Genomic DNA, 25,414 nt, shown 5'->3' on the forward strand with positions numbered 1-25,414 from the left:
ATGATCCATGACGACTCCGACGATATCCATTGATGGCCAGCGGCTGTGGCAGTCGCTGATGGACCTGGCCCGGATCGGCGCCACCCCAAAGGGCGGCAACTGCCGGCTGGCGCTGACCGCGCTGGACGGCCAGGGACGCGACCTGGTAGCCGGCTGGATGCGGGATGCCGGCCTGTCGGTGCGCGTGGACCAGGTCGGCAACATCTTCGGCCGCCGGGCCGGACGCAACGACGCCTTGCCCCCGGTCATGACCGGCAGCCATATCGACACCCAGCCCACCGGCGGCAAGTTCGACGGCTGCTACGGCGTGCTGGCCGGCCTCGAAGTCATGCGCAGCCTGAACGACGCAGGCGTGCAGACCGAGGCGCCGCTGGAACTGGCGATCTGGACCAATGAAGAGGGCTCGCGCTTCGTGCCCGTCATGATGGGCTCGGGCGTTTTCGCCGGCAAATTTCCGCTGGAAACCGCGCTGAGCGCCCGCGATGCCGAGGGCAAGGCCGTACGCGATGAATTGCAGGCCATCGGCTATGCAGGCCCCGACCCGGTTGGCGGCCGCCCGGTCGACGCCTATTTCGAAGCGCATATCGAACAGGGCCCCATCCTGGAACACGAGGACAAGGTCATCGGCGTGGTCACGGGCTCGCTGGGGCTGCGCTGGTACGACGTGGTGGTCACCGGCATGGAAATGCACGCCGGCCCCACGCCCATGGGCATACGCAAAGACGCGCTGCTGGCCGCCAGCCACCTGGTGCAGTCGGTGATAGCCATTGCCAACGCCCACCAGCCGCATGGCCGCGGCACGGTGGGCGAAATCCATGCGCATCCCGGCTCGCGCAATGTCATTCCCGGCCAGGTACGCCTGACGGCAGACCTGCGCCACGAAGACGAAGCCACCCTGACGCGCATGCATGAAGCCTGGCATCAGGCCGCCCAGGATGTGGCGCAACGCCATGGCGTCAGCATCGAGGTCAAGGACGTGCAATATTTCCCGCCCACGCCCTTCGACGCCGACCTGGTAGGCAAGATCCGCGACGGCGCCGCCGCGCGCGAGCTGCCGCGCATGGACATCGTGACTGGTGCCGGCCACGATGCTGTCTACATGGCGGCGGTGGCTCCCACCGCGATGATCTTCGTGCCCTGCAAAGACGGCATAAGCCACAACGAAATCGAAGATGCACGTCCCGACCACCTGCAGGCCGGTTGCAACGTGCTGCTCGACGCCATGGTGGCGCGTGCCGGTGTCGCGCACTGAAACGACCGCAGGCAATTGAAACCCGCCGCTTTCACAGGAGCCCTTCCATGTCCCTGCACGATATCGACTACTGGCGCGGCAAAGCCGCCGCCTTGCGCCTGCGTGGCCAGGCCTATATCGACGGCGCCTATGTCGACGCCGCCGACGGCGCCACCTTTGCGGCGCACAGCCCCATCGATGGACGCAAGCTGGCCGACATCGCCGCCTGCGACAAGGCCGACGTCGACCGCGCCGTGCAGGCCGCGCGGCGCGCCTTCGAGGCCGGCACCTGGCGCGACCTGCCGCCACGCGAACGCAAGACACGCCTGCAGCAGCTGTCGGCCCTGATCACCGAACATGCCGAAGCACTGGCCCTGGCCGAGACCCTGGACATGGGCAAGCCCATCCGCGATGCCCTGGCGTTCGACCTGCCCGAAACCGCGCACTGCTACGCCTGGTACGGCGAGGCAATCGACAAGATCTACGACGAGATCGCCCCCACCGGCGGCCAGGCGCTGGCCACCATCACGCGCGAGCCGCTGGGCGTCGTGGCGGCGGTCGTGCCGTGGAACTACCCGTTGATGATGGCAGCCTGGAAAGTCGCGCCGGCACTGGCCGCCGGCAACAGCGTCATCCTGAAGCCGGCCGAGCAATCGTCGCTCAGCGCCATCATGCTGGCCGACCTGGTATCGCAGGCCGGCATCCCGCCCGGGGTCTTCAACGTGGTGCCCGGCCTGGGTACGCAGGCCGGCCAGGCACTGGGCATGCATCCCGATGTGGACTGCGTGGCCTTCACCGGATCCACCGCCACCGGCAAGCGCTTCATGCAGTATGCCGGCCAGTCGAACTTGAAGCGTGTCTGGCTCGAATGCGGCGGCAAGTCGCCCCATATCGTGTTCGACGACTGCCCCGACCTGGAACGCGCGGCATTGGCGGCCGCGGCGGGCATCTTCGTGAACCAGGGTGAAGTGTGCATTGCCGGGTCGCGCCTGTATGTGCAGGCCGGCATCTACGATGCGTTCATGGATCGTGTGGCCGCGCATGCGCGCGCCATGCAACCCGGCGATCCCCTGGACCCCGCCACGGCCATGGGCGCCATGGTCGACGAACGGCAGATGCAGGCCGTGCTTGACCGCATCCAGGCCGGCCAGCGCGAAGGCGCCTCGCTGCGGCTGGGCGGTACGCGCGTGCGCGGCGACAGCGGCGGCTACTACATCGAACCCACCATCTTCGACTGCGCCGGGCAGGATAATTCTCTGGTGCGCGAAGAGATTTTCGGCCCGGTGCTGGCTGCCCAGCGCTTTGCCACCGAAGACGAAGCCATCGCATTGGCCAACGATTCGGTGTACGGCCTGGGCGCCGGCCTGTGGACCGCCAACCTGGGCCGCGCCCACCGCCTGTCGCGGCGCCTGCGCGCCGGCCTGGTGTGGGTCAACTGCTATGCCGACGGCGACATCACCGTGCCCTTCGGCGGCGTCAAGCAATCGGGATTCGGCCGCGACAAATCGCTGCATGCGCTGGACAAATACAGCGACCTGAAAACCACCTGGATCAGCCTCGCGCCCTGATCTCACCATGGCCTTCAAGGGCATCGGGTGCCCGGCCCCGGACGGCGCCGGGCATGCTTGCTGCCAGGGCGGCCCGCCGGCCTGATGCGCTAGAATCCGCCCATCCCGCCCGCCGTGCCATCCATGCCCGATTTTTCCGCCGACACGCCGCTTACCGTATTGCTCTACACCGAAGAGCAGCGCGGCAACCAGCTTGTCGAATCGCCGATCATAGGCATGATTTCCGACGTGTCGGGGGCCGACAAGCTCATTGCGATTCGCGACCCCTACAACAGCATCACCTTCCTGTACCGTATAGACCACAACACCAGCAACCTGGACGCCGCCGCCATCATCGACCAGGACCCATCCACCTTCGACGGCAAGCACAGCATCACCATCAACGCCACCGCCTACCGGCTGGGCACGCCGGAAAACGCCGTCCGGCTGCTGCGCGGCAAGGCCCGCTGGATCCAGGACAAGGGCTCGGTACTGTCGGTGTTGCTGCGCAACGCGGCCAGCCGCCATACCGGCTTTGCCATGCGCCAGATCCATCGCGAGCGCGTACGGCACATTCCCGAAGGCGTGCCGGTCGTACCGCTGCCGCGCGGCTAGGCCGGCTGCCAGCCCTGGCGCCGGGTGGCCAGACCAAGTAACATCCTTAGCCCTGCGGCAGCCCCACCCTGCGGCAGCCCCACGCACACTCATTGGATTCCATGCTTTTCAAAGACCAGATCTTTCTTGCCAGCCAATACGCCGCGCCCCACCACCTGGTGTCGCGCCTGATGGGCCTGGCCGCCGACTGCCGCACACCCGCGGTCAAGAACTGGATGATCTCGCGCTTCGTGCGCCGCTACGGGGTCGACATGAGCGAAGCGTTGGTACAAGATCCGCTGGCCTACCCCTCGTTCAACGAATTCTTTACCCGGGGCCTCAGGCCGGACGCCCGCCCCCTCGACACCGAGCCGGGCGCCGTGCTGTGCCCCGCCGATGGCGCCATCAGCCAACTGGGGCCCATCGAACATGGCCGCATTTTCCAGGCCAAGCGCCATTCGTACAGCCTGACCAGCTTGCTGGGCGGCGATCCCGGCCGCGCCGAACCCTTCGTGGGCGGCGATTTCGCCACCATCTACCTGGCGCCGCGCGACTACCACCGCGTGCACATGCCCTGCGCGGGCACGCTGCGCGAAATGGTCCACGTGCCGGGCCGGCTGTTCTCGGTCAATCCGCTTACCGCCAGCCACGTGCCCGAGCTGTTCGCCCGCAACGAACGCGTCGCCTGCCTGTTCGACACCGAATACGGCCCCATGGCCATGGTGCTGGTGGGCGCCATGATCGTCGCATCCATCGAAACCGTCTGGGCGGGGCTGGTGACGCCGCACAAGCGGCAAATCCGCTCGCAGCGCTACGACCAGGCCGCTCGCGCCCCCATCCACCTGGACAAGGGCGCCGAAATGGGGCGCTTCAAGCTGGGCTCGACGGTCATCGTGCTGTTCGGGCCCAACCGGGTACGCTGGACCGACACCCCTTCGGTACGCGGTCCGGTGCGCATGGGCGAAATGCTGGCCCTGCCAACCTGAACCCCACCCTGCCGGCTACCAGGGAAAAGCGATCAGATCGCCGTACAACTGCCGCAGCTTCGCCTTGACCTCGGGCGATTGCTGATAGATGCGGATGAATTCCAGCAGGCGCGGATCCTGGGCACGTTCCGGCGTGGTGACCCAGCGGATCGCGTAGCGCCGTACGTTCTGCGGGTCGGTATTGTCGAACGCCAGGCCGTCTTTTTCGTCGATGCCGGCATGCTTGGCGAAGGTGGTGTATGTCACCGATGCCGTCACATCATCGAACGTGCGGGCCGATTGCGAGCCCTCGACCTGGATCAGCGCCAGTTGCCTGGGGTTGGCCACGATGTCCTGCATGGTGGCCTGGTGATCGGCGCCGGTGCGCAGCACCAGCAAATCCATCGACTGCAACAGCAGCAAGGCACGCCCGGTATTGACCGGGTCGTTGGGGATGGCGATACGAGCCCCTTGCGGCACCGGATCGCCCCGCTTGAGCCGCTTCGAGAACAAGCCTATGGTGGTCGAATATCCATAGGCGATGGGCACCAGATTGGCGCCTCGGCTACGGTTGAAAAGCTGCAGGAAAGGCTCGTGCTGGAAAAAATTGGCGTCCACCGAGCCTTCGGCTGCCGCGATATTCGGCATGACCCAATCGCTGAATTCCACCAGCTCGACCTTCAGCCCCTGCTTGCGCGCCTGCGCAATGGCGATCTCGGTGGCCTCGTTGGCCACGCTGGCAATCACGCCTATGCGCAGCGGCTTGTCTTGCGCCGCCCCGGCGGCACCGGCCAGCATCAGCAGGCAGAACAGGCCAGCCAGGCGCAATCTCGAAAAACGAAACATGAGTCGATGGCCGCCCGCGCGGGCAGCGCCAGAAGGAAAACACCATTGTGCCGCAGACCGGCGGGCGCACCCGCCCATGCCCCTGCGGCCGACCGGGTCACCCATCGCGCAGCCGCTTGCGTCGCGGCCCCACATCGATAAAGATACCCATACCCCGCCAGGCAGTGCCTGGCCACCCAGAAGGCCTGCCACCGTGCCCACATCCCCTGCCCATGCCCCGCACGCCCTGACCCTGGTCGGTGCCCCCACCGACATCGGCGCGGGCTCGCGCGGGGCCTCGATGGGCCCCGAGGCGCTGCGCGTGGCCGGCCTGGGCCCGGCACTGCAAACGCTGGGCTACGACGTCGAAGACGCCGGCAACCTGTCCGGCCCGCCCAACCCCTGCCTGCCGCTCCAGCACGGCTACCGCCACCTGGCCGAAGTCGTCGCCTGGAACGTCGCGGTACACGACGCGGTGCATGCGGAACTCGAGCGCGGCCGCCTGCCCATCCTGCTGGGGGGCGACCACTGCCTGGGCATCGGATCGATCAGCGCGGTGGCCCGCTACTGCCGGCGCGCCGGCAAGTCGCTGCGCGTGCTTTGGCTGGATGCGCACGTCGACTTCAACACGCAGGCGCTGACTCCCTCGGGCAATCTGCACGGCATGCCCGTGGCCTGCCTGTGCGGCAATGGCCCCGAACCGCTGACGGCGCTGGCTGGCCATGTCCCCGCATTGCAACCGCAGTGGATACGCCAGATAGGCATACGCAGTGTCGACGACGGCGAAAAGCGCCTGATCGACGCGGCCGGCGTCGATGCCTACGATATGCGCACCATCGACGAGATCGGCATGCGCGCCGTCATGGAAGAAGCCCTGGCCGACCTGGGCCCGGATACGCACCTGCACGTCAGCTTCGACGTCGATTTCCTCGACCCCGAGATCGCACCCGCGGTGGCCACCGGTATTCCCGGCGGTCCCACTTATCGGGAAGCTCAGCTATGCATGGAAATGATCGCCGACACCGGCTTGTTGGGTTCGCTGGATATCGTCGAGTTGAACCCTGCCCTGGACGTGCGCAACAAGACGGCCGTCCTGACGACCGAACTGGTGCAGAGCCTGTTCGGCAAATCGACCCTGATGCGGCGCCCGGCGCGGCGGCGGCCCTGACGCCCGCATCACTCCGCAGTAAACGGCGCGGCCACCGCGCCATTGATCTTGCAGTCCAACAGCACCGGGCCATCCGGCGCCATCAGCATTGAGCGCAAGCTGTGCAGGTCGTCCAGCGAGCGGATCGTGGCGCTTTCGATACCCAAAGTCCGGGCCAGGGCGGCGAAATCCACATCGGCGAACAGCGACTTGGCCACCGGCATATTGCGGTTCTTCAGGAAATGCGTTTCCGCTCCATAGGCACAATCGTTCATCACCACGATCACCAGCGGCAGGTCTTCGCGCACCATGGTTTCCAGTTCGCCCAGCGCCATCAGCAAGCCACCGTCGCCGATGATCAACACCGTGCATGCCGCGGCTGTACCACGCCGCCATCCCAGCGCCGTGCCCAGCCCCAATCCTATCGACCCGAACTCACTGGTGTTTTTCAGGGCATGCGGTCCGCCAACACCGAAATACGGCAAGGCGCCCAGGAAATTCCCGGCATCGAACACCAGGTTCCGATCTTCGGGCAGCAGTTGGTCCAGGGCGATGGCCAGGCTGCGCGGATCGACGGTATGGGCAGTATGCGCGGCAGTGAAATCTTGCTCGGGACGAAACGCTGCCAGGGCCTGGCGCTGCTCGGCGCCGTGCAAGGGTTTGTCGGCCGCGGGCCGATCAGGCATGGCCTGCAAAAGCTGCTGCGCCACCACCGCGGCATCGCCAACGATCGCCACGTCCGCGTGCCAGTTCTGCCCGATACTGCGGCGCGCGGTGTCGACCTGAACCAGCGGCACGCCGGCGGGTATCGATGTGCCGACACTGGTCGTGCGCTGGTTCAAACCCGCGCCGAATGCCAGCACGCAATCGGCCTGGTCGATCAAGCGCCGCCCGGCCGACAGCGAAAACGAACCCACGATGCCCGCATTGAACGGGTGGCCGCGAAACAGATCCTTGGCCTTCAGCGTCGTGCACAGTCCCGCGCCCAGCTTGTCCGCCAACTGCTCCAGGGCTGCACGCGCCCCGGCTTTCCAGGCCCCCTTGCCGGCGACGATCAGCGGGCGCCTGGCCTGGGCCAGCAACGCTGCGGCAGCGGCAATAGCGGCCGGCCGGCCCATTGCGGGCTCGGCAATAGGTGCGGACACCGGTGGCGGCGGCGGCGCGTAGGCGATCGATTCCTGCTGCACATCCAGCGGCAGTAACAGCGCGGCAAGCGTGCCGCGCCGGGCCACCTCGCAGGCTTCGGCCAGGGCATGGCGGGCCGCGCCCGCGTTGCTGGGGCAAAACGCCGCAACGCCGGCGGCCGTCAAGACCTGCACGCTCTGCAGTGCCTTGGTGTCCGGGCCCAGGCCATTAAGGCGCGGGCGGGCCGCTGCGGCGCCGCAGATGAGCAAGACCCCTGACCCCGTACGGCTGGCATAGACGCTTGCATGCAGGCCATTGGCCGTGGCCGGCCCGCGCCCGATCAGGGCAACCGCCAGGCGTCCTGACGCGGCGGCATAGCCCTCGGCCATGGCGACGGCATTGTTTTCGTGGCGCGCACCGCATAACTGGATACCCATGGCGTCCAGCGTCACGGCCAGCAGCGCCGTATCTTCCGCCATCAGCGCAAATACCACTTCCACCTGCATCGCCTTCAGGTCGCGGGCCAGGGCTTCGTATACGGGAATCACTTCCGCCGCCTCGTCTTTCATAACCCCTCCACGACTGGCTTCCAATAATCGATGTCTTTGCGGATCTGGCTTCGCAGCGCATCCGGATCGAATGTGACCGGCTCATAGCCGCTGTCGGTCAGGAATTTCCGCATGTCCGGCGCATCCAGGCTGGCGGCCAGCGCGCGATTCAAGGGGGCCGCCACATCCGGCGGCAAGCCTGGCGGCGCAAACAATCCAAACCAGCCTGTCACCTCGAACCCCGGCAGCGTTTCCGCCATGGCCGGCACATCGGGCAAGGCTGGATTGCGCTGCGCACCCGTCGTGGCCAGCGCACGCAGCCTGCCCGACTCGATGAACGGCAGCGACGAAGACACCACATCGAACATCAGGCCGACATTGCCGGCGACGACGTCATTCAGGCCGGGCGCGGTTCCCTTGTACGGCACATGCAGCATGGGGGCCCCGGTCATCCGCTTGAGCAGTTCGCCGGACAGATGGTTGCTGGAGCCGTACCCGGACGAGGCGAAAGTCACCTTCGATGGATTCGCCTTGGCATACGCCACCAATTCGGCCACCGTCTTGACGGGCAAGGCGGGATTCGTCACCAGCACATTGGCGTACTCGGCGACGATGCACAAGGGTGTGAACCCCTTCAAGGGGTCGTAAGTGATTTCCTTGTTGATCATGGGCGCCATCACGTGCGTGCCCGTCGCGCCCAGGCCCAAGGTATAGCCGTCGGGCGCCGCACGTGAAAGACGGTTCAGCCCGATGGTCCCGTAGGCGCCCACCACGTTTTCCACGATGACCGGCTGCTTCAACTGGCGCGACAACTGATCGGCCAGGCGGCGGCCGACCGCATCCACCGGGCCACCGGCCGGCAACGGCACGATAAGCGTGATGGGCCGCTGGGGCCAGGTGCCCTGGGCGCCGGCGGGCGCAGCCGCACCCATCAGTGCCAGCACCACCGCCAGCAGCATGCCGGCACGCAACGCATTTGCTCTCATGGAAGTCTCCTCTTTTGTTCTAGTGGGCCCAAGACCGTGGGGGCATAATCTCAATGAGCCCCTCAATTGTCAAAGACAACCTAAAATTGTCTATAGACAATGTGATACGGCCATTGCCATGTTGCCTCGCTCACCGCAGGCAGTCGAAGCAGCGCTCGACGCGGCATGCCGGGGTAAAGTCACGCGTGGGCCAGCAGTTGGCAAGATGCCAACTGCAACGGCGCCCCTTCCAAACTCTCGCAAAGGACCTCCCCGCCATGACCGACCGGCAGCTCACCATCCTGGCCGCTCTCAACATGATCGCCGCCGTGGGCGCGGGTGCGTTCGGGGCCCATGGGCTCAAGCGCATGCTTGCCCCCGACTTGCTGGCGGTCTGGCAGACAGGCGTGCTGTATCACCTGGTCCATGCCCTGGGATTGTTCGTGGTGGCATTGCTGGGCGCGCGCTTCGGCTCGACGCTACTGTCGACGGCAGGCATGGTCATGTTCGCCGGCATCGTGCTGTTCAGCGGCAGCCTGTACTTGCTGGCCATCACCGGCACGCGCTGGCTGGGCGCCATCACGCCGCTGGGCGGGGTGGCCTTCCTGGCGGCATGGGCTCTGGTGGCATGGGCGGCCTGGCGCTCGGCATGATGCGGCCGGCGCCCTGCGGCAGGCCTATTCCAGCGGCGGATCGAAATGCCGCGCCAGCACCTTGCCCACATCTGCCTGGCCGGCCGCCTGCTCGGCTACGGCATACAAAGCCGGACAGTACGCCTTGAACCACTGCGGCCCGGGCCGCCAACGAATCATCACGGCCACATAGAGATCCAGCGCGCTGAAGCGTCGACCCAGCACGTGGGGCTCGCCGGCATGACGCTCGATTTCCATCCACAGTTCCGCCCGGCGGTCGTGCACGCGCTTGCGCAACAACTCGGCCGCTTCGCCCGCCGTGGTCCACTTAGGCGGATCATCCGCATACGTGAAGGTGGGATAAACCGCCCCGATCAGGCGCATCAGCAAATGCCAGAACCTGGCCCGCTCGTGACTGTCGGCCGGTGGTGCCAGGCCCGCGGCCGGGACCACGTCGTTCAGGTGCAGGATCATGGCCGCGCTTTCGGTCATGACTTCGCCATCGGGTAGCACCAATGTCGGCACCTGGCCCGTGACATTCAGCCGCAGCAGGCGTTCTCGGCCAGGCCCCGGCTTGAGATAGGGCAGGTCCGTCACCGTGTAAGGCACATTGGCCAGTTCCAGCGCCATTTCAACGATCGCCGACCCGCAGCCGCGCGAGCCGATCAATTCATAGGTGCTCATTTGCCGTCTCCTTGGGCTTGTGCGGGCGCCAACCGCAGCAGCACCCCGTCGCCCGCATCGGTCAGCACATACACGCCGCCATCGGGCCCCTGCCGGACATCGCGGATGCGCGCCCCCAGGTCGCGCAGCAGGCGCTCTTCAGCCACGACCTCTTTGCCGTCCTTGAGTTGCAGCCGGATCAGGGCCTGCTCGGCCAGCGCGCCGATGAACAGCGATCCGCGCCACGCAGGATGACGATCCGAATCATAGAAAGCCATGCCGCTGATGGCCGGCGATTTCTTCCACCAGTACAGCGGCGCCTGCATGCCCGGCACGGTTTCGCCCTTGGCCTCGGGGATGGCGAAACCAGAATAGTTGATCCCGTACGTCGCCAGGGGCCAGCCGTAGTTCAAGCCGGGACGAATGATATTGACTTCGTCTCCGCCACGCGGGCCGTGTTCGCTTTCCCATAATTCGCCGGTCCAGGGGTTCAATGCCATGCCCTGCGGATTGCGCATGCCGTAGGTCCAGATCCCGGCCCGCGCGCCGGGACGGTCGGCAAAGGGATTGCCGCGGGGCACGGTGCCGTCGGGATTGATCCGCACGATCTTGCCCTGCAGCTTGTCCAGGTCTTGCGCCGTGGGGCGGCGATTGTTCTCGCCCAGCGCGACGAACAGCACGCCATCCTGCCCGAATACCATGCGGCCTCCATAGTGCTGGCCACTGGACAGCTTGGGTTGCTGCCGGAATATCACGGTGAAATCTTCCAGCCGCCTGGCATCTTCGGACAGCCTGGCGCGTCCCACGGCGGTGCCGCTACGGTCGCCTTCGGCTTCGGCGTACGACAAGTACACCAGCCGGTCGCGCTTGAAATCCGGCGAAAGCACCACGTCCAGCAAGCCGCCCTGCCCCTGGGCATGCACCTTGGGCACTCCTTCCAACGGTGGCGAAAGCACACCTTGTGCGTCCAGCCGCCGCAACCGGCCCGGCCGCTCGGTAATCAGCATGCTGGCGTCGGGCAGGAATGCCAGCGACCATGGATGTTCCAGCCCTTTGGCCAGCTCGGTGACTTGAACCTGGCCTTGCGTGGCTGGCTGCGCCTGGGTCTGCGCCCAGGACGCGGTAGGCGTTGCACCCGCCAGCAGCATCGCCAGCGCGGCGCTGGCCAGAGTGGCCGGACGCAAGACCCGGCACCATCGCAATCTCGACATGAAGCACCTCCCGCGGCAGCGTCGATAGTCGGGTTGTCGGCAAGAATGCGGATAGGCCGGCGGCCGCACCAGTGGCGTACCATAGGCGCGAACGGCGGAAAGCCGTCTTGTTCTCCTGGAGGAAACGCTCAATGAAACTGTACTACATGCCTGGCGCCTGCTCGCTGGCCTCGCACATCCTGCTTGAATGGATCGGCAAACCCTACGACACCCACAAGCTGTCGCGCGAAGAGCTCAAGCAGCCCGAATTCCTGAAGATCAATCCCCTGGGCGCAGTGCCGGCCCTGGTCGATGGCGACGTAACGCTGACCCAGAACGCCGCCATCCTGGAATACCTGGCCGAGCAGGCGCCGCAAGGCCAGTTGCTGGGCGATGGCAGTGCCGCCTCGCGCGCCGAGGTGCGCCGCTGGCTGGGGCTCATCAATTCCGACCTGCACCGCACGTTTTCGCTGGTCTTCGGTGCACAGCGCTACCTGCCCGATGAAGCCGCGCAGGAACAACTGCGCGCATCGGCAGCCAGCCAATTGCGCACCCTGTTCGGCCAGCTCGACAAGCAACTGGCTGGCAAGCACTACCTGGCGGGCGCGGCCCCCTCGATCGCCGATCCGTATCTGTACGTGGTGCTGCGCTGGGCCCATGCCAAGCAGATCGACCTGTCCGGCATGGACAACCTGGCAGCCTTCTTCCAGCGCATGGAGGCCGACGCGGGCGTACAGGCCGCGCTGAAAGCCGAAGGGCTATAGACGCAGCCCGTCGCGCTTGCAGGCGCCGGGCAAGCCCAGGTGCCCGGCTGCCTGTCCCCCGGCCTCAACCGCCCAGATATGCCTTGCGCACGTCGTCGTTGACCAGCAGGTTGGCGCCCGTATCCTGCAGCACCACCCTGCCGTTCTCGAGCACGTAGCCGCGATCGGCCACCTGCAACGCCTTGTTGGCATTCTGCTCTACCAGGAACACCGTGACGCCTTGCTCGCGGATCGTGCGGATGATGTCGAAGATCTGCGCAATGATCAACGGCGCCAGCCCCAGCGTGGGCTCGTCAAGCAGCAACAGCTTGGGCCTGGTCATCAATGCGCGGCCGATCGCCAGCATCTGCTGTTCGCCCCCCGACATGGTGCCCGCGCGCTGGCCGGCACGCTCTTTCAGGCGCGGGAACAGCGAATAAACGTGTTCCTGCCCTTCCTGGATGGCCTCGCGGCTGGCAAAGAAGCCCCCCATCATCAGATTCTCGGCCACCGTCAGGTCCTTGAACACACGCCGGCCCTCGGGCGAAATGGCAATGCCCGAGCGCATGATGTGGTGCGTTTCCTTGTGGGTGATGTCCTCGCCCTCGAAGGTGATGGTGCCCTGGCGCGCCCGCGGATTGCCGCAAACCGTCATCAGCAGCGTGGTCTTGCCGGCGCCGTTGGCGCCGATCAGGGTCACGATCTCGCCCCGGTTGACCTCGACCGACACGCCGTTCAGTGCCTGGATGGCACCGTAATAGGTATGGATATTGTCCAGCTTCAACATCATTCTTCCCCCAGGTACGCCTTGATGACGCGCTCGTCGCTGCGCACCTGCTCGGGCGTGCCGGTGGTGATCGGCTTGCCGTGCTCCATGACCAGGATCCGGTCGGATATGCCCATGATCAGGCTCATATCATGCTCGATCAGCAGCACTGCCACGCCGAACTCGCGGCGCAGTTGGTCGATCAGTTGCTGCAGGTCGCGCTTTTCCTGGGGGTTCAGGCCGGCGGCTGGCTCGTCCAGCATCAGCAGGCGGGGCTTGGTGATCATGCAGCGCGCGATCTCCAGGCGCCGCTGATGCCCATACGCCAGGTTGCCCGCCTCGCGGTTGGCGTACGGGCGCAAGCCCATGAAATCCAGCCATTGCGCAGCACGCACCAGCGCGTCGGCCTCGGACTGCCGGTATGACTTGAGTTTCAGCAGGCCGGGCAACAGGCGGGCCTCGACTTGCGTATGCTGGGCAACCAGCAGGTTCTCGAGTACCGTCAATTGCTTGAACAGGCGCACGTTCTGGAACGTGCGTACCAGGCCATGGCGAGCCACCTTGTGGCTAGGCAAGCCGGTAATCGACTTGCCATCCATGACGATCTCGCCGGCCGTGGGCTTGTAGAAACCGCCCACGCAGTTGAACACCGTGGTCTTGCCGGCCCCGTTGGGGCCGATGATGGCGAACACCTCGTCGCGCTGCACCTCGAAACCCACGCTGTCGACGGCCAGCAGCCCGCCGAACCGCATGGTCAGTCCGGACACTTTCATCAAGACATCGCTCATTTGGCCAGCTCCACGTGGGGACGCTTCATGGGCAAGAGCCCCTGTGGACGCCACATCATCATCAACACCATCACCAGGCCAAATATCAGCATGCGGTACTCGGCGAACTCGCGCGCCACCTCGGGCAGCACCGTGAGCAATATGGCGGCCAGGATGACACCCACCTGCGAGCCCATGCCGCCCAGCACCACGATGGCCAGGATCAGGGCCGACTCGATGAAGGTGAACGACTCGGGGTTGACCATGCCCTGGCGCGCCGCGAAGAACGCACCGCCGAAACCGGCGAACATCGCGCCCAGCGTAAAGGCCGACAGCTTGATACGCGTGGGGTTCAGGCCCAGCGAGCGGCAGGCGATTTCATCTTCGCGCAGCGCCTCCCAGGCGCGGCCCACCGGCATGCGGATCAGGCGCGTGGACACGAACAGCGTGACCAGGGCCAGCGCCAGCGCCATCAGGTACAGGTAATTGACCATGTGCTGGTTGTCGAACGTCCAGCCCATGATCTCGTGGAACGTACGGCTGCCCTCTTCGCTGGCGCGGCGCGTCATTTCCATGCCGAATACCGTGGGCTTGGGAATCCCCGAAATACCGTCGGGACCGCCGGTCAGGAAGTTCAGGTTGATAAGCAGCAGGCGGATGATTTCACCGAAACCCAACGTGACGATGGCCAGGTAGTCGCCGCGCAGCCGCAACACCGGAAAACCCAGCACGAACCCGAACAGCGCCGACATGGCGCCGGCAAACGGCAGCGCTTCCCAGAAGCCCCAGCCGCCCCAGTGGTACAGCAACGCATAGGTATAGGCGCCCACCGCGTAGAAGCCCACGAAGCCCAGGTCGAGCAGGCCGGCGAATCCCACCACGATGTTCAAGCCCAGGCCCAGCATCACGTAGATGAGCACCAGCGTGGCAATGTCGACCGAGCTGCGGCCGCTGAAGAATGGCCAGATCACGGCGGCCGCGATCAGTAGCGCGATGATCCACTTATTGCCCTTGGCGGGTGCCGCGGGCAGCACCGGGATGCTGGTCTTCAATTTCTGGAAAGGCCGCGCCAGCCACGGGCGCAGCAGTTGGAACACAAACACCACCGCGGCAGCCAGGGCCACCAGGTCCCAGTGGGTTTCCATGTTGGTGCGGGCCCCCTGGCGAACCAGCTGCAGCCCGAACACCGGCGTAACGATAACGGCCGTCAGGATGGCCGCCACCGTGGCATTTTTAAGGGTGTTGTTGGCCATCAGACTTTTTCCACCTCAGGTTTGCCGAGCAGCCCGCTGGGCCGGAACAGCAGAATCAGCACCAGCAGCCCAAAGGCCACGATGTCTTTGTACTGGGACGAGATATAGGCCGCCGCCAGTGTTTCGGCCAGGCCCAGCAGCACGCCGCCCAGCATGGCGCCGGGGATGCTGCCGATGCCGCCCAGCACCGCTGCGGTAAATGCCTTGATGCCGGCCAGGAACCCGATGAAGGGATTGAGCTTGCCGATGGTGATGGCGATCAGCACCCCGCCCACGGCCGCCAGCATGGCGCCCAGCACGAAGGTGAAAGAAATGACCCGGTTGGTGTCGATGCCCAACAGGTTGGCCATGTGCATATCTTGCGAGCAGGCGCGCGAGGCGCGGCCCATGCGCGAATACTTGATGAACAAAGACAGGGCAACCATCAGCAGCACCGTGACCACGATGATCATGATGCGCGAGTACGGCAACGTCACGTCGAAGGTCGAGCCCATGTGGAACTGCAGCGAGCCCGATATCAGCGAAGGCACGGCCATGTCGCGCGCGCCCTGGCCCAGCGCGACCCAGTTCTGCAAGAAGATGGACATACCGATGGCCGAGATCAGCGCCACCAGGCGTTGGCTGCCACGCACCGGTCGATAGGCCACGCGCTCGACGCTGAAGCCATATACGCCCGTGACCGCCAGGGCCACCAGCAGCATGGCCGCCACCAGGAACGGCAGCGGCAAGCCGCTATTGGTGCCGATGGCGGTAAGCGTCACCAGGCCCACGTACGCGCCGATCATGTAGATCTCGCCGTGGGCGAAGTTGATCATACCGATGATGCCGTAGACCATTGTGTAGCCGATGGCAATCAGCGCGTAGATCGCGCCCAGCGAAAGACCGTTGAAGATCTGCTGGGTAAGTTGGGGGATAAGGTCTGACATGGATAAGTACCTATGCTCCAAATGGTTCCGGCCCCGGTAGAACGACCCGGAGCCGGAAACCTGGGCGTGCGTTCAAGCCCTGGCGGATGGCCGGGGCGGCGCGTGTTTACAGCTGGGTCTTCTTGCCGTCCTTGTCCCACTTGAAGACGGCGAATTCGAAGTCCTTCAGGTCGCCCTTGGCGTCATATTCGACTTTGCCGATGGCAGTGTCGAAGGCGGTCTTGTGCATGTAGTCGGCCACCTTGGTGGGGTCTTCACCCACGGCGTCGATGCTCTTGGCCAGGATCTGCACCGCCGCGTAGGCCGGCATCTGGAAAGCGCCGTCGGGATCGCGCTTGGCGTCGTGGAACGCCTTCACGATGCCTTCGTTGCCGGGCAGCTTGGTGAAGTCGGAAGGCAGCGTCACCAGCAGGCCCTCGATGGCCGGGCCGGCAATGGCCACCAGGTCCTGGTTGGCGGTGCCTTCGGGGCCCATGAACTGCACGTCCAGGCCCTGTTCACGCGACTGGCGCAGCAGCAGGCCCAGTTCGGGGTGGTAGCCGCCGAAATAGACCAGGTCGACGCCGGCTGACTTCAGCTTGGTGATCACCGCCGAATAATCGCTGTCGCCGACGTTGATGCCTTCGAACATCACCACGTTGACTTTGTTCTTTTCCAGCGAGTCCTTGACCTGGGTGGCCACGCCCGAGCCGTAAGTCTGCTTGTCGTGCAGCACGGCCACTTTCTTGGGCTTGAGCGTATTGGCGATGTAGCCCGCGGCGAACGGGCCTTGCTGGTCGTCGCGGCCGATGGTGCGGAAGAAGAAGTGCGGCTTGGTGGTATCGGTGACCAGCGGCGAGGTCGCGCCCGGGGTGATCGCAACGATACCTTCTTGTTCATACACATTGACGGCCGGCACGGTGACGCCCGAGCAGGCATGCGCCACGGCGAACTTGGCACCCGAGTTGACCACGCGGTTGGCGGCCGGCACGGCTTGCTTGGGTTCGCAGCCATCATCGATAAGGATGGGTTCGAGCTTCTTGCCCTTGACACCGCCTTGGGCGTTGATGGTCTCGATGGCAGTCAGCGCGCCTGCCTGGATCTGGGTGCCGTATTGAGTGTTGGGCCCGGTCATGGGCTGCGGAATGCCGATCTTGATGGTGTCGGCCGCATGGGCGGCACCGGCCAGGACCAATGCCCCAAATGCCATGGCAATAGGGGTAACGCGATGCAGAAGCTTCATTCGGAATTCTCCGGCGATAGGAATAGGCAGCTTTGGACGGGTCGGGATCGGCGGGGGATACCCAGCGGCCCGAGGCGACCATTGCCGGCTTCTTGGGCAAAAGTACAGCGTGGGCGGTATTCTGAAAGCAGCATCCCACGGTGTCACTGCGTGTAATCCCCAATATTTTGCGGGGCTGAACAAAAAGGGACGGATGTATTGGCCAAACCATAGCCCCACCCGGCTGGCGAGCGGGACGGCTGCCAGTATCTGACAGCATGCTTACACCGTGCTTGCGCCATCAGCGGCGGCTACAATCGCGCCCCATGGACCAACAGACTTCTATCGCCTTCATCGGCGGCGGCAACATGGCGTCGGCGCTGGCCAGCGGGCTGGCCGGCAAGACCTGCCCGGCCAGCAACCTGCACGTCGTCGATCCCAACCCCGCCGTGCAAGATGCCTGGCGCAGCCGCGGCGCCACGGCCGCAGCCGCGCCCGATGCCGCGCTGCAGGCCTGCGGCGTCTGGATCTACGCGGTCAAGCCGCAACAATTGCGCGAGGCCGCCACTGCCACCCGCGCCTGGCTGCAGCCCGGCACCCTGATCATCAGCGTAGCCGCCGGTATCCGTGCCGACACCCTGGCGGGCTGGCTGGGCGAGCCCGATGCGCCGTGGCAGAACCTGGTGCGCTGCATGCCCAACACCCCTGCCCTGGTCGGCGCCGGCATCACCGGCCTGGCCGCCCTGCCCGGTGTCGATAGCGCCGGGCGCGAACTGGCCGAACGCATGCTGGCCTCGGTAGGCCAGGTCGTCTGGGTGGACGACGATGCCGCACTCGATGCCGTCACCGCCCTGTCGGGCAGTGGCCCGGCCTATGTGTTCCTGTTCCTGGAAGCCCTGATCGCCGGCGGCATCGCCGTCGGCCTCAGTCCCGCGCAGGCCCGCCGACTGGCGCTGGGCACGCTGGCCGGTGCCACGCAACTGGCCGCCCAGTCCGATGATCCCCCGGCCGTGCTGCGCGAACGGGTCACCTCCAAGGGCGGCACCACGGCAGCCGCCCTGCAGGTTTTCCAGCAGGCCGACCTGGCCGCCACCGTGCGCCAGGCCATCGAAGCGGCCGCGCAGCGTTCGCGCGAACTGGCCAGCGAGTTCGGCAAATGAAGGCTGCACGGCACTTCCAGGCCATGAATGCCCGGCAGTTCGCCGTGGCGGTGTTCTGCATGGGCCTGATCGTGGTGGGGTCCAATATCCTGGTCCAGGTGCCGCTGAACGACTGGCTGACCTGGGGCGGCCTGTCCTACCCGGTGGCCTTCCTGGTTACCGATGTCCTGAATCGCCGATTCGGCCCCGCCGCCGCGCGCCGCGTGGCCTGGGTGGGCTTCGCGACCGCCCTGGCGGTGTCGATCTGGGTGGCCTCGCCGCGCATCGCCCTGGCCTCGGGCCTGGCCTACATCTGCGCCCAACTGGCCGACATCCGGGTTTTCGATCGCCTGCGCGACCAGCGCTGGTGGCGTGCGCCCCTGCTCTCGGGCACGGTGGGCGCGGTGCTCGACACGGCGATCTTCTTCAGCGTGGCCTTTGCCGCCACCGGCACGCCCTGGGTTACCTGGATGCTGGGCGACCTGGCCATCAAGCTGGCCGTCAATTTGAGCATGCTCGCACCGTTCCGGGCCCTGATGTGGAACCTGGCCCGGCCGGCGGCAGCCGAGCCGGCGGCTCGCTGAGCCAGGCAGCGGGTATCAGCCCCCGCCGCAATTTATTCGCCAAAGAACCGTTACTGTCATACGCTATTTCATGTTTGACAGCATAGGCCGGTGATGTAAAAGTCACGTCTCTGTCACAAACCATACATAAGGTGTCGTGTTCTCCGCGGCCGGATACCCCCGCCCCGCGGCAACGCAACCAGGAGGACCTTCCCATGCGATCCCACCGCCTTGCCTTCACTTTCGCCGCCCTGCTGGCGGCCTTCGCCGGATCTTCGGCCTACGCCGCCACGGAAATCCAGTTCTGGCACTCGATGGAAGGCGCGCTGGGAGAACGCGTCAACGAACTGGTCCAGGAATTCAACAAGAAGAACACCGACTACAAAATCAACGCGGTCTACAAGGGCAACTACGGCGAATCCATGAACGCCGGCATTGCGGCGTTCCGCGCCGGCAATGCGCCCGACATCCTCCAGGTATTCGAAGTGGGCACCGCCACCATGATGTACGCCAAGGGCGCCATCAAGCCGGTGCAACAGATGACCGAAGAAGCCGGCGATCCGCTCGATCCCAAGCAATTCATCGGCGCGGTGGCGGGCTATTACTCGTCGCAGGACGGCAAGCTGATCTCGATGCCGTTCAACAGTTCGACGGTGGTCTTCTACTACAACAAAGACGCTTTCAAGAAGGCAGGCCTGGATCCTGAAAAGCCGCCCAAGACCTGGGAAGAACTGGCCGCCGCCGGCCAGAAGCTGAAGGCCGCCGGCCAGGAATGCGGCTACACCACGTCGTGGCCGTCGTGGGTACAGCTCGAGACCTTCTCGGCCTGGCACAACGTCCCGTATGCCACCCAAGACAACGGCTTCGGCGGCCTGGACGCCCGCCTGGCCATCGACACACCGCTGCATGTGCGCCATCTGGACAACCTGGCCAAGCTCGCCAAAGAAGGCATCTTCATGTACGGCGGGCGCGGCGACCAGCCCAATTCGCTTTTCATCGGCGGCAAGTGCGCCATGATCACCGGCTCGAGCGGGCTGCGCGCCAATATCGCCAAGAATGCCAAGTTCGAATTCGGCACCTCGACCCTGCCCTACTATGCCGACGTCCAGGGCGCGCCGCAGAACACCATCATCGGCGGCGCCTCGCTTTGGGTGTTTGCCAACAAGTCGCCCGAGACCTACAAGGGCGTGACCAAGTTCTTCCACTTCCTGGCCAGCCCTGAAATCGCCGCCCGCTGGCACCAGCAGACCGGCTACGTGCCGGTCACCAAGGCCGCCTACGAGCTCACCAGGAAGCAAGGTTTCTACGACAAGAACCCCGGCACCGAAGTGGGCGTCAAGCAGCTCAACGTCGAGACCACCGCGCAGTCGCGCGGCGTGCGCCTGGGCTTCCTGCCGCAGATCCGCGAAATCCAGGACCAGGAAATCGAACGCATCATGTCCGGCAAGGTCAGCGCCCAGGACGGCACCAAGACCATGGTCACCCGCGGCAACGAACTGCTCGAGAAGTTCGAGAAAAGCGTCAAGTAAACCGCCAGGCCGCGCCGCCGCCTCGACCGGGGCCCGCGGCGCGGCCGGCGCGGCATTTCACGGCGGCGCTACGCAGGCCGTCTTCTCATAAAGCCCCAAGGGTGTGCTTACATGGAAAAACGCGTCGTCTTCCGGCACAAGACCCTGCCCTACCTGTTGCTGGCCCCGCAGATCGCCGTCACGCTGATCTTCTTCTTCCTGCCGGCGGGCCAGGCCATGTGGCAATCCATGCAGCTGCAGGACGCCTTCGGGCTGTCTTCCGAATTCGTCGGCCTGGCCAATTTCGTCGACCTGTTCCGCCAACCCGAATACCTGGATTCATTCCGCGTCACCGCCGTCTTCTCGGTGCTGGTGGCCTTCGTGGGCCTGGCCGTGTCTTTGGTGCTGGCGGTGATGGCCGACCGCGTCATCCGCGGAGCCGGCCTGTACAAGACGCTGCTGATCTGGCCATACGCCGTGGCCCCCGCCGTGGTGGGCGTGCTGTGGCTGTTCCTGTTTTCGCCATCGGTGGGCATCCTGGCGGTGGCGCTGCACAACATGGGCGTAGGCTGGAATCCCCGCCTGAACGGCAACCAGGCGCTGACGCTGGTGGTAATCGCCGCCATCTGGAAACAGATTTCGTACAACTTCCTGTTCTTCCTGGCCGGCCTGCAGTCGATCCCGCGCTCGCTGATCGAAGCCGCCGCCATCGATGGCGCCTCGCCGGCACGGCGCTTCTGGACCATCGTGTTCCCGCTGCTGTCGCCCACCACGTTCTTCCTGCTGGTGGTCAATATCATCTACGCATTCTTCGACACGTTCGCGATCATCGATACCACCACGCAAGGCGGGCCCGGCACGGCCACGTCGATCCTGGTCTACAAGGTGTACAGCGATGCCTTCCACGGGCTGGACCTGGGTTCGTCCGCCGCTCAATCGGTGGTGCTGATGGCCATCGTGGTGACCCTGACCGTGGCGCAGTTCCGCTACATCGATCGCAAAGTGCAGTACTGAACCACAAGGCTACGACACCATGGTTGAACGCCGCCCCTGGCTCGACATACTGGCCCACCTGATCCTGCTGTGCGGCGTGGCGCTGGTGGCCTTCCCGCTGTATGTCACTTTCGTGGCCTCGACGCAGACCGCGCAAGAGGTCGCCGCCGCGCCGATGTCGCTGATGCCCGGACCGCATTTCGTCGACAACTACGCCCGCGCGCTGGCCAGCGCCGGCGTGGGCCGCATGCTGTATGTCAGCCTGGTCATGGCGTTGGTCATTTCGCTGGGCAAGATCGCCATATCGCTGTTGTCGGCCTTCGCGGTGGTGTACTTCCGCTTTCCCGGACGCATGTTCTTTTTCTGGATGATCTTCGTCACGCTGATGCTGCCGGTCGAAGTGCGCATAGCGCCCACCTACAAGGTGGTGGCCGACCTGGGGCTGCTCAACAGCTATGCCGGCCTGACCCTGCCCTTGATCGCCTCGGCCACTGCCACGTTCCTGTTCCGCCAGTTCTTCCTGACGGTGCCCGACGAACTGGTCGAGGCCGCCCGCATCGATGGCGCCGGACCCTTGCGCTTTTTCCGCGATGTGCTGTTGCCGCTGTCGCGCACCAGCATCGCCGCGCTGTTCGTGATCCAGTTCATCTACGGCTGGAACCAGTACCTGTGGCCCTTGCTCATCACCACCCAGGAAAACATGTACCCGGTGGTCATCGGCATCAAGCGCATGATCAGCGGCGGCGATAGCGTAACCGAATGGAACATCACCATGGCCACCGCCATGCTGGCCATGATCCCGCCGGCCCTGGTCGTGATCCTGATGCAGAAATGGTTCGTCAAGGGCCTGGTCGACACCGAGAAATGAGCGTCCTGCCCGCACCCGTCCAAGCAAAGAACATCCCATGGCTACCCTGAGCTTTCGCAACGTCAAGAAAACCTATGCCGGCAACATCGCCGTCATCCACGGCATCGACGTCGACGTGCAAGACGGCGAGTTCATCGTCATTGTCGGCCCCTCGGGCTGCGGCAAATCCACCCTGATGCGCATGGTGGCCGGGCTGGAAACCGTGACCAGCGGCGAGATCCTGATCGACGACAAGGTCGTCAACGAGCTCGAGCCCGCGGAACGCGACATCGCCATGGTGTTTCAGAACTACGCCCTGTATCCGCACATGAGCGTGTTCGACAACATGGCCTACGGCCTGAAGATCCGCAAATTTCCCAAAGACGACATCCGCAAGCGCGTCGAGGCGGCCGCGCAGATCCTGGAACTGGAAAAGCTGCTGGAACGCCGGCCTCGCCAATTGTCGGGCGGGCAACGCCAGCGCGTGGCGATGGGCCGCGCCATCGTGCGCGAACCCAAGGTTTTCCTGTTCGACGAGCCCTTGTCCAATCTGGACGCCAAGCTGCGCGTGGCCATGCGCCTGGAAATCATGAAGCTGCATCGCAGGCTGGGCACCACCAGCCTGTACGTCACGCACGACCAGGTCGAGGCCATGACCCTGGCCCACCGCATGATCGTCATGTACCAGGGCGTGCCCGAACAAATCGGCACCCCGATGGAGGTATTCGAAAAGCCCGCCTCCACCTTCGTGGCCGGCTTCATCGGCTCGCCACCCATGAACCTGATGCCGGTCAACGTATCCGGAGACGGCACGCTGCAGACGCCGGACGGCCTGCCGCTGGAGATCTCGCCGCTGCAAGTGCCGGCCGAGGTGCGCGGCCGCTCGGTCACCATGGGTATGCGCCCCGAACACATGCTGCTCAATGCGCAGGGCCTGGCGGCTGAAGTCGAGATGGTGGAAACGCTGGGTTCCGAGCAACTGGTGCATTGCCGTTGCGGCCTGACCATGGTGGTGGTGCGCTGCGCCACCCGCCAGTTGGCCGAGACCCCGGCCAAACCAGGCGACCGGATCAGCGTGGGCCCCGACGGGCGCCACGCGCTGCATTGGTTCGAGACCGATACCGGACGGCGGGTGCAGGACACCTAGCGGCAGCGGCACCTGCCGCCCGATTCGGGTACCGGGCTGCGGCGGTCCCTACGGCGCCGCAACGGACGCCGGCACCGGCGACACCCGCGGCAACGGCGCCGCCACGCGCCAGATCGCCCGGCGCCGCAGTGCCGACAGCAGCTTCAAGCCTTGCGGCCACTCGCCGAACCCGCTGTCCGCGTTGACATGTCCGCCCTGCGGAATGACCTCGAAGCGGCTGCCCCAGGCAGCGGCAAACTGCCTGGCCCGTTCCTGCCGGCAGTACGGGTCGTTGTCACCCGTCACCACCACCGACTGGAACGACAGCGAATGCAGCGGCACCGGCGCGAATGCGCGCAGGCAACCGGGCATGCCAGGCTGTTCGACATCGGCCGGCGCCACCAGCAGCGCGCCCGCGACTTTGGCACGCAATGGCACCGGCAGGTTGACCGCGGCCAGGCAGCCCAGGCTGTGGGCAATCAGCAAGACCGGACATGCGGCCGCATCGACATAGGCGGCCACCGTGGCAGTCCACACCGCCGGATCCGGGGTTTCCCAATCGGGCTGCTGCACACGCTGCGCGTGCGGCAGGCAATGCTCCCAGCGGGTTTGCCAGTGGCCAGGGCCGGAGTCTTTCCAGCCCGCAACGATAATCGGTTGGAATCTCATGGCGTCAATAATGCCCCGCGACCTTATGATCGCAAACGAATAAATCGTCTTTTGCATATATACGCAGAGGCATAAAGAATGCTGGGCGGCCCATCCGATTGTCTACCCGGCTGGCGCAAATTCACCGGGCTTTCAGGTATGCTTGCCTGCACAAGCCTGGTGCCTGCCAAGGCAGGCTCACCGGCTTATATAACGACGCAAAGGAGATTCCCCATGAAGCAATCATTCCGCCTCACCCCGGTGCTGGCCGCCCTCGGCTTGGCCGCGGGCCTGGCCGTGTCGGCCGGCGCACAGGCGCAAAGCATCAAGATCGCCGTGGTCGGCCCCACCACCGGCCCGGTCACCCAGTACGGCGCCATGGTGCGCGAAGGCGTCGACACCGCGGTTGAACGCATCAATGCCGCCGGCGGCATCGACGGCAAGAAGCTCGAAACCGTGGTCATCGACGACGGCTGCGAACCCAAGCAAGGCCCGGTGGCCGCCAACCGCGTGGTCAACGACGAGATCGGCTTCGTGGTGGGCCACGTCTGCTCCGGCGCCACTATCGCAGCCGCCGACATCTACAACAACGAGGGCGTGGTCATGGTCACCCCCTCGGCCACCTCGCCCGCCCTGACCGACGGCAAAAACTACGAGTTCATCTTCCGCACCATCGGTCGCGACGACCAGCAAGGCCCCGCCGCCGCCAAGTTCATCCTGGAAAACATCAAGCCCAAGACGGTTGCCGTGCTGCACGACAAGCAGTCCTATGGCCAGGGCATCGCCACCGCGGTCAAAGACAATCTTGAAAAAGGCGGCGTCAAGGTCGCGGTATTCGAAGGCATCAATGCCGGCGACAGCGATTATTCCGCCGTCATCACCAAGCTCAAGTCCAACAACGTCGACTTCGTCTACTACGGCGGCTACCACCCCGAAATGGGCTTGCTGCTGCGCCAAGCCCACGAACAGGGTGTGAAAGCCAAGTTCATGGGCCCCGAAGGCGTGGGCAACCCCGATATCAACGCCATCGCGGGCGATGCCGCCGAAGGCATGCTGCTGACCTTGCCAGCCGACTTCACCCAGAATCCGGCCAACGCCGATATCGTCAAGGCCTTCGAAAGCAAGAAGCGCAACGCCAGCGGCGCCTTCCAGCTCACGGCCTATGCCGCCACCCAGGTCATCGCCGAAGCCATCAAGGGCGCGGGCAGCACCGACCCCACCAAAGTGGCCGACTACCTGCACGCCAACTCGTTCGACACCCCCATCGGCAAGACGTCCTGGAACAAGCAGGGCGACCTGAACGACTTCGAATTCCAGGTCTTTACCTGGCACAAAGACGGCAGCAAGACGGCTTTTAAATAAAGAATTGCAAAGGGCCCGATGCCCTTGCCCGGTACTGAGCACTCCAAGGCCCCGTCAGGGGCCTTTTTTATGTGGCGGCTGACTTGTCGCTTATTCGCTCGCCAGACCCCATCAAGGAAACTAAAAATTTCATAACTTGC

25 protein-coding genes are annotated in these 25,414 nt (G+C 65.1%); 14 read left to right on the forward strand and 11 right to left on the reverse strand.

The window, feature by feature from the left end:
* Positions 1-7: 7 nt before the first annotated feature.
* The 4 genes from KW845_RS24525 to asd all read left to right on the forward strand — a co-directional run bounded on the left by KW845_RS24525 (position 8) and on the right by asd (position 4,358).
* Positions 8-1,252, forward strand: coding sequence for a Zn-dependent hydrolase (locus KW845_RS24525; RefSeq protein WP_218371963.1), 1,245 nt, complete (start codon positions 8-10; stop codon positions 1,250-1,252).
* Between the two features lie 47 nt (positions 1,253-1,299).
* Complete coding sequence (locus KW845_RS24530; RefSeq protein WP_218371964.1) at positions 1,300-2,799, forward strand: aldehyde dehydrogenase; 1,500 nt, start codon at positions 1,300-1,302, stop codon at positions 2,797-2,799.
* A gap of 123 nt (positions 2,800-2,922) precedes the next feature.
* Positions 2,923-3,393, forward strand: a complete 471-nt coding sequence (locus KW845_RS24535) for a hypothetical protein (RefSeq protein WP_218371965.1) — start codon at positions 2,923-2,925, stop codon at positions 3,391-3,393.
* A 101-nt stretch (positions 3,394-3,494) separates the two neighbouring features.
* The gene (asd, locus tag KW845_RS24540; RefSeq protein WP_218371966.1) at positions 3,495-4,358 is read left to right on the forward strand and encodes an archaetidylserine decarboxylase; all 864 of its coding nucleotides are present in this window, start codon (positions 3,495-3,497) and stop codon (positions 4,356-4,358) included.
* Positions 4,359-4,373: 15 nt separating this feature from the next.
* Here asd and KW845_RS24545 read toward each other — a convergent pair whose 3' ends face one another.
* Complete coding sequence (locus KW845_RS24545) at positions 4,374-5,183, reverse strand: MetQ/NlpA family ABC transporter substrate-binding protein (RefSeq protein ID WP_218371967.1); 810 nt, start codon at positions 5,181-5,183, stop codon at positions 4,374-4,376.
* 193 nt (positions 5,184-5,376) lie between these two features.
* Here KW845_RS24545 and rocF point away from each other — a divergent pair, with 193 nt between their 5' ends.
* On the forward strand, positions 5,377-6,330 hold the full coding sequence (gene rocF / locus KW845_RS24550; protein ID WP_218371968.1) for an arginase: 954 nt from the start codon (positions 5,377-5,379) through the stop codon (positions 6,328-6,330).
* A gap of 8 nt (positions 6,331-6,338) precedes the next feature.
* Here the strand turns inward: rocF and KW845_RS24555 are convergent, their stop codons facing one another.
* Both KW845_RS24555 and KW845_RS24560 read right to left on the reverse strand, forming a co-directional pair.
* Positions 6,339-8,003, reverse strand: a complete 1,665-nt coding sequence (locus KW845_RS24555; RefSeq protein WP_218371969.1) for a thiamine pyrophosphate-binding protein — start codon at positions 8,001-8,003, stop codon at positions 6,339-6,341.
* Positions 8,000-8,968 (reverse strand): tripartite tricarboxylate transporter substrate binding protein, encoded by a 969-nt coding sequence (locus KW845_RS24560; RefSeq protein WP_218371970.1) that lies wholly within the window; start codon positions 8,966-8,968, stop codon positions 8,000-8,002. The genes KW845_RS24555 and KW845_RS24560 overlap by 4 nt, the downstream gene beginning before the upstream one ends.
* A 257-nt stretch (positions 8,969-9,225) precedes the next feature.
* On the opposite strand from KW845_RS24560, the gene KW845_RS24565 reads away from it, so the two are divergent.
* On the forward strand, positions 9,226-9,600 hold the full coding sequence (locus KW845_RS24565; protein ID WP_218371971.1) for a DUF423 domain-containing protein: 375 nt from the start codon (positions 9,226-9,228) through the stop codon (positions 9,598-9,600).
* A 24-nt stretch (positions 9,601-9,624) separates the two neighbouring features.
* On the opposite strand, the gene KW845_RS24570 is transcribed toward KW845_RS24565, so the two are convergent.
* Both KW845_RS24570 and KW845_RS24575 read right to left on the reverse strand, forming a co-directional pair.
* Positions 9,625-10,263 (reverse strand): glutathione S-transferase family protein, encoded by a 639-nt coding sequence (locus KW845_RS24570; protein ID WP_218371972.1) that lies wholly within the window; start codon positions 10,261-10,263, stop codon positions 9,625-9,627.
* On the reverse strand, positions 10,260-11,453 hold the full coding sequence (locus KW845_RS24575; protein WP_370628285.1) for a PQQ-dependent sugar dehydrogenase: 1,194 nt from the start codon (positions 11,451-11,453) through the stop codon (positions 10,260-10,262). The genes KW845_RS24570 and KW845_RS24575 overlap by 4 nt, the downstream gene beginning before the upstream one ends.
* A gap of 131 nt (positions 11,454-11,584) precedes the next feature.
* Here KW845_RS24575 and KW845_RS24580 point away from each other — a divergent pair, with 131 nt between their 5' ends.
* Positions 11,585-12,196 carry a glutathione S-transferase family protein gene (locus KW845_RS24580; protein WP_218371973.1) on the forward strand — a complete coding sequence of 204 codons (612 nt, stop codon included), beginning with the start codon at positions 11,585-11,587 and terminating at the stop codon, positions 12,194-12,196.
* A gap of 64 nt (positions 12,197-12,260) precedes the next feature.
* Here KW845_RS24580 and KW845_RS24585 read toward each other — a convergent pair whose 3' ends face one another.
* From KW845_RS24585 to KW845_RS24605, 5 genes are all read right to left on the reverse strand, one after another.
* Complete coding sequence (locus KW845_RS24585) at positions 12,261-12,962, reverse strand: ABC transporter ATP-binding protein (RefSeq protein WP_218372173.1); 702 nt, start codon at positions 12,960-12,962, stop codon at positions 12,261-12,263.
* Complete coding sequence (livG, locus tag KW845_RS24590) at positions 12,962-13,729, reverse strand: high-affinity branched-chain amino acid ABC transporter ATP-binding protein LivG (protein ID WP_218371974.1); 768 nt, start codon at positions 13,727-13,729, stop codon at positions 12,962-12,964. The genes KW845_RS24585 and livG overlap by 1 nt, the downstream gene beginning before the upstream one ends.
* Complete coding sequence (locus KW845_RS24595) at positions 13,726-14,961, reverse strand: high-affinity branched-chain amino acid ABC transporter permease LivM (protein ID WP_218371975.1); 1,236 nt, start codon at positions 14,959-14,961, stop codon at positions 13,726-13,728. Before KW845_RS24595 ends, livG begins: the two co-directional genes overlap by 4 nt.
* A complete protein-coding gene (livH, locus tag KW845_RS24600) occupies positions 14,961-15,887 on the reverse strand; it encodes a high-affinity branched-chain amino acid ABC transporter permease LivH (RefSeq protein ID WP_218371976.1) in 927 nt (308 codons plus the stop codon). The genes KW845_RS24595 and livH overlap by 1 nt, the downstream gene beginning before the upstream one ends.
* A 106-nt stretch (positions 15,888-15,993) precedes the next feature.
* A complete protein-coding gene (locus tag KW845_RS24605) occupies positions 15,994-17,109 on the reverse strand; it encodes a branched-chain amino acid ABC transporter substrate-binding protein (RefSeq protein ID WP_218371977.1) in 1,116 nt (371 codons plus the stop codon).
* 305 nt (positions 17,110-17,414) lie between these two features.
* Here KW845_RS24605 and proC point away from each other — a divergent pair, with 305 nt between their 5' ends.
* From proC to KW845_RS24635, 6 genes are all read left to right on the forward strand, one after another.
* A complete protein-coding gene (gene proC, locus KW845_RS24610) occupies positions 17,415-18,248 on the forward strand; it encodes a pyrroline-5-carboxylate reductase (protein WP_218371978.1) in 834 nt (277 codons plus the stop codon).
* Entirely contained in the window at positions 18,245-18,811 is a 567-nt protein-coding gene (locus KW845_RS24615) for a queuosine precursor transporter (RefSeq protein WP_218371979.1), read from the forward strand. Before proC ends, KW845_RS24615 begins: the two co-directional genes overlap by 4 nt.
* A gap of 194 nt (positions 18,812-19,005) precedes the next feature.
* Positions 19,006-20,319: a sn-glycerol-3-phosphate ABC transporter substrate-binding protein UgpB gene (gene ugpB, locus KW845_RS24620; RefSeq protein WP_218371980.1), complete on the forward strand. Its 1,314-nt coding sequence runs from the start codon at positions 19,006-19,008 to the stop codon at positions 20,317-20,319.
* Positions 20,320-20,430: 111 nt separating this feature from the next.
* Positions 20,431-21,312: a sn-glycerol-3-phosphate ABC transporter permease UgpA gene (gene ugpA, locus KW845_RS24625; RefSeq protein WP_218371981.1), complete on the forward strand. Its 882-nt coding sequence runs from the start codon at positions 20,431-20,433 to the stop codon at positions 21,310-21,312.
* 19 nt (positions 21,313-21,331) lie between these two features.
* Positions 21,332-22,159: a sn-glycerol-3-phosphate ABC transporter permease UgpE gene (gene ugpE / locus KW845_RS24630; protein WP_218371982.1), complete on the forward strand. Its 828-nt coding sequence runs from the start codon at positions 21,332-21,334 to the stop codon at positions 22,157-22,159.
* Between the two features lie 37 nt (positions 22,160-22,196).
* Positions 22,197-23,285, forward strand: a complete 1,089-nt coding sequence (locus KW845_RS24635) for a sn-glycerol-3-phosphate import ATP-binding protein UgpC (protein WP_218371983.1) — start codon at positions 22,197-22,199, stop codon at positions 23,283-23,285.
* A 48-nt stretch (positions 23,286-23,333) separates the two neighbouring features.
* Here KW845_RS24635 and KW845_RS24640 read toward each other — a convergent pair whose 3' ends face one another.
* Positions 23,334-23,933: an alpha/beta hydrolase gene (locus KW845_RS24640; protein ID WP_218371984.1), complete on the reverse strand. Its 600-nt coding sequence runs from the start codon at positions 23,931-23,933 to the stop codon at positions 23,334-23,336.
* Between the two features lie 213 nt (positions 23,934-24,146).
* Between KW845_RS24640 and KW845_RS24645 the strand changes: the two genes are divergently transcribed.
* Positions 24,147-25,274: a branched-chain amino acid ABC transporter substrate-binding protein gene (locus tag KW845_RS24645; RefSeq protein ID WP_218371985.1), complete on the forward strand. Its 1,128-nt coding sequence runs from the start codon at positions 24,147-24,149 to the stop codon at positions 25,272-25,274.
* Positions 25,275-25,414 lie beyond the last annotated feature (140 nt).

It is taken from the genome of Bordetella sp. BOR01, from assembly GCF_019218885.1.
GTDB lineage: Bacteria > Pseudomonadota > Gammaproteobacteria > Burkholderiales > Burkholderiaceae_B > Bordetella_A.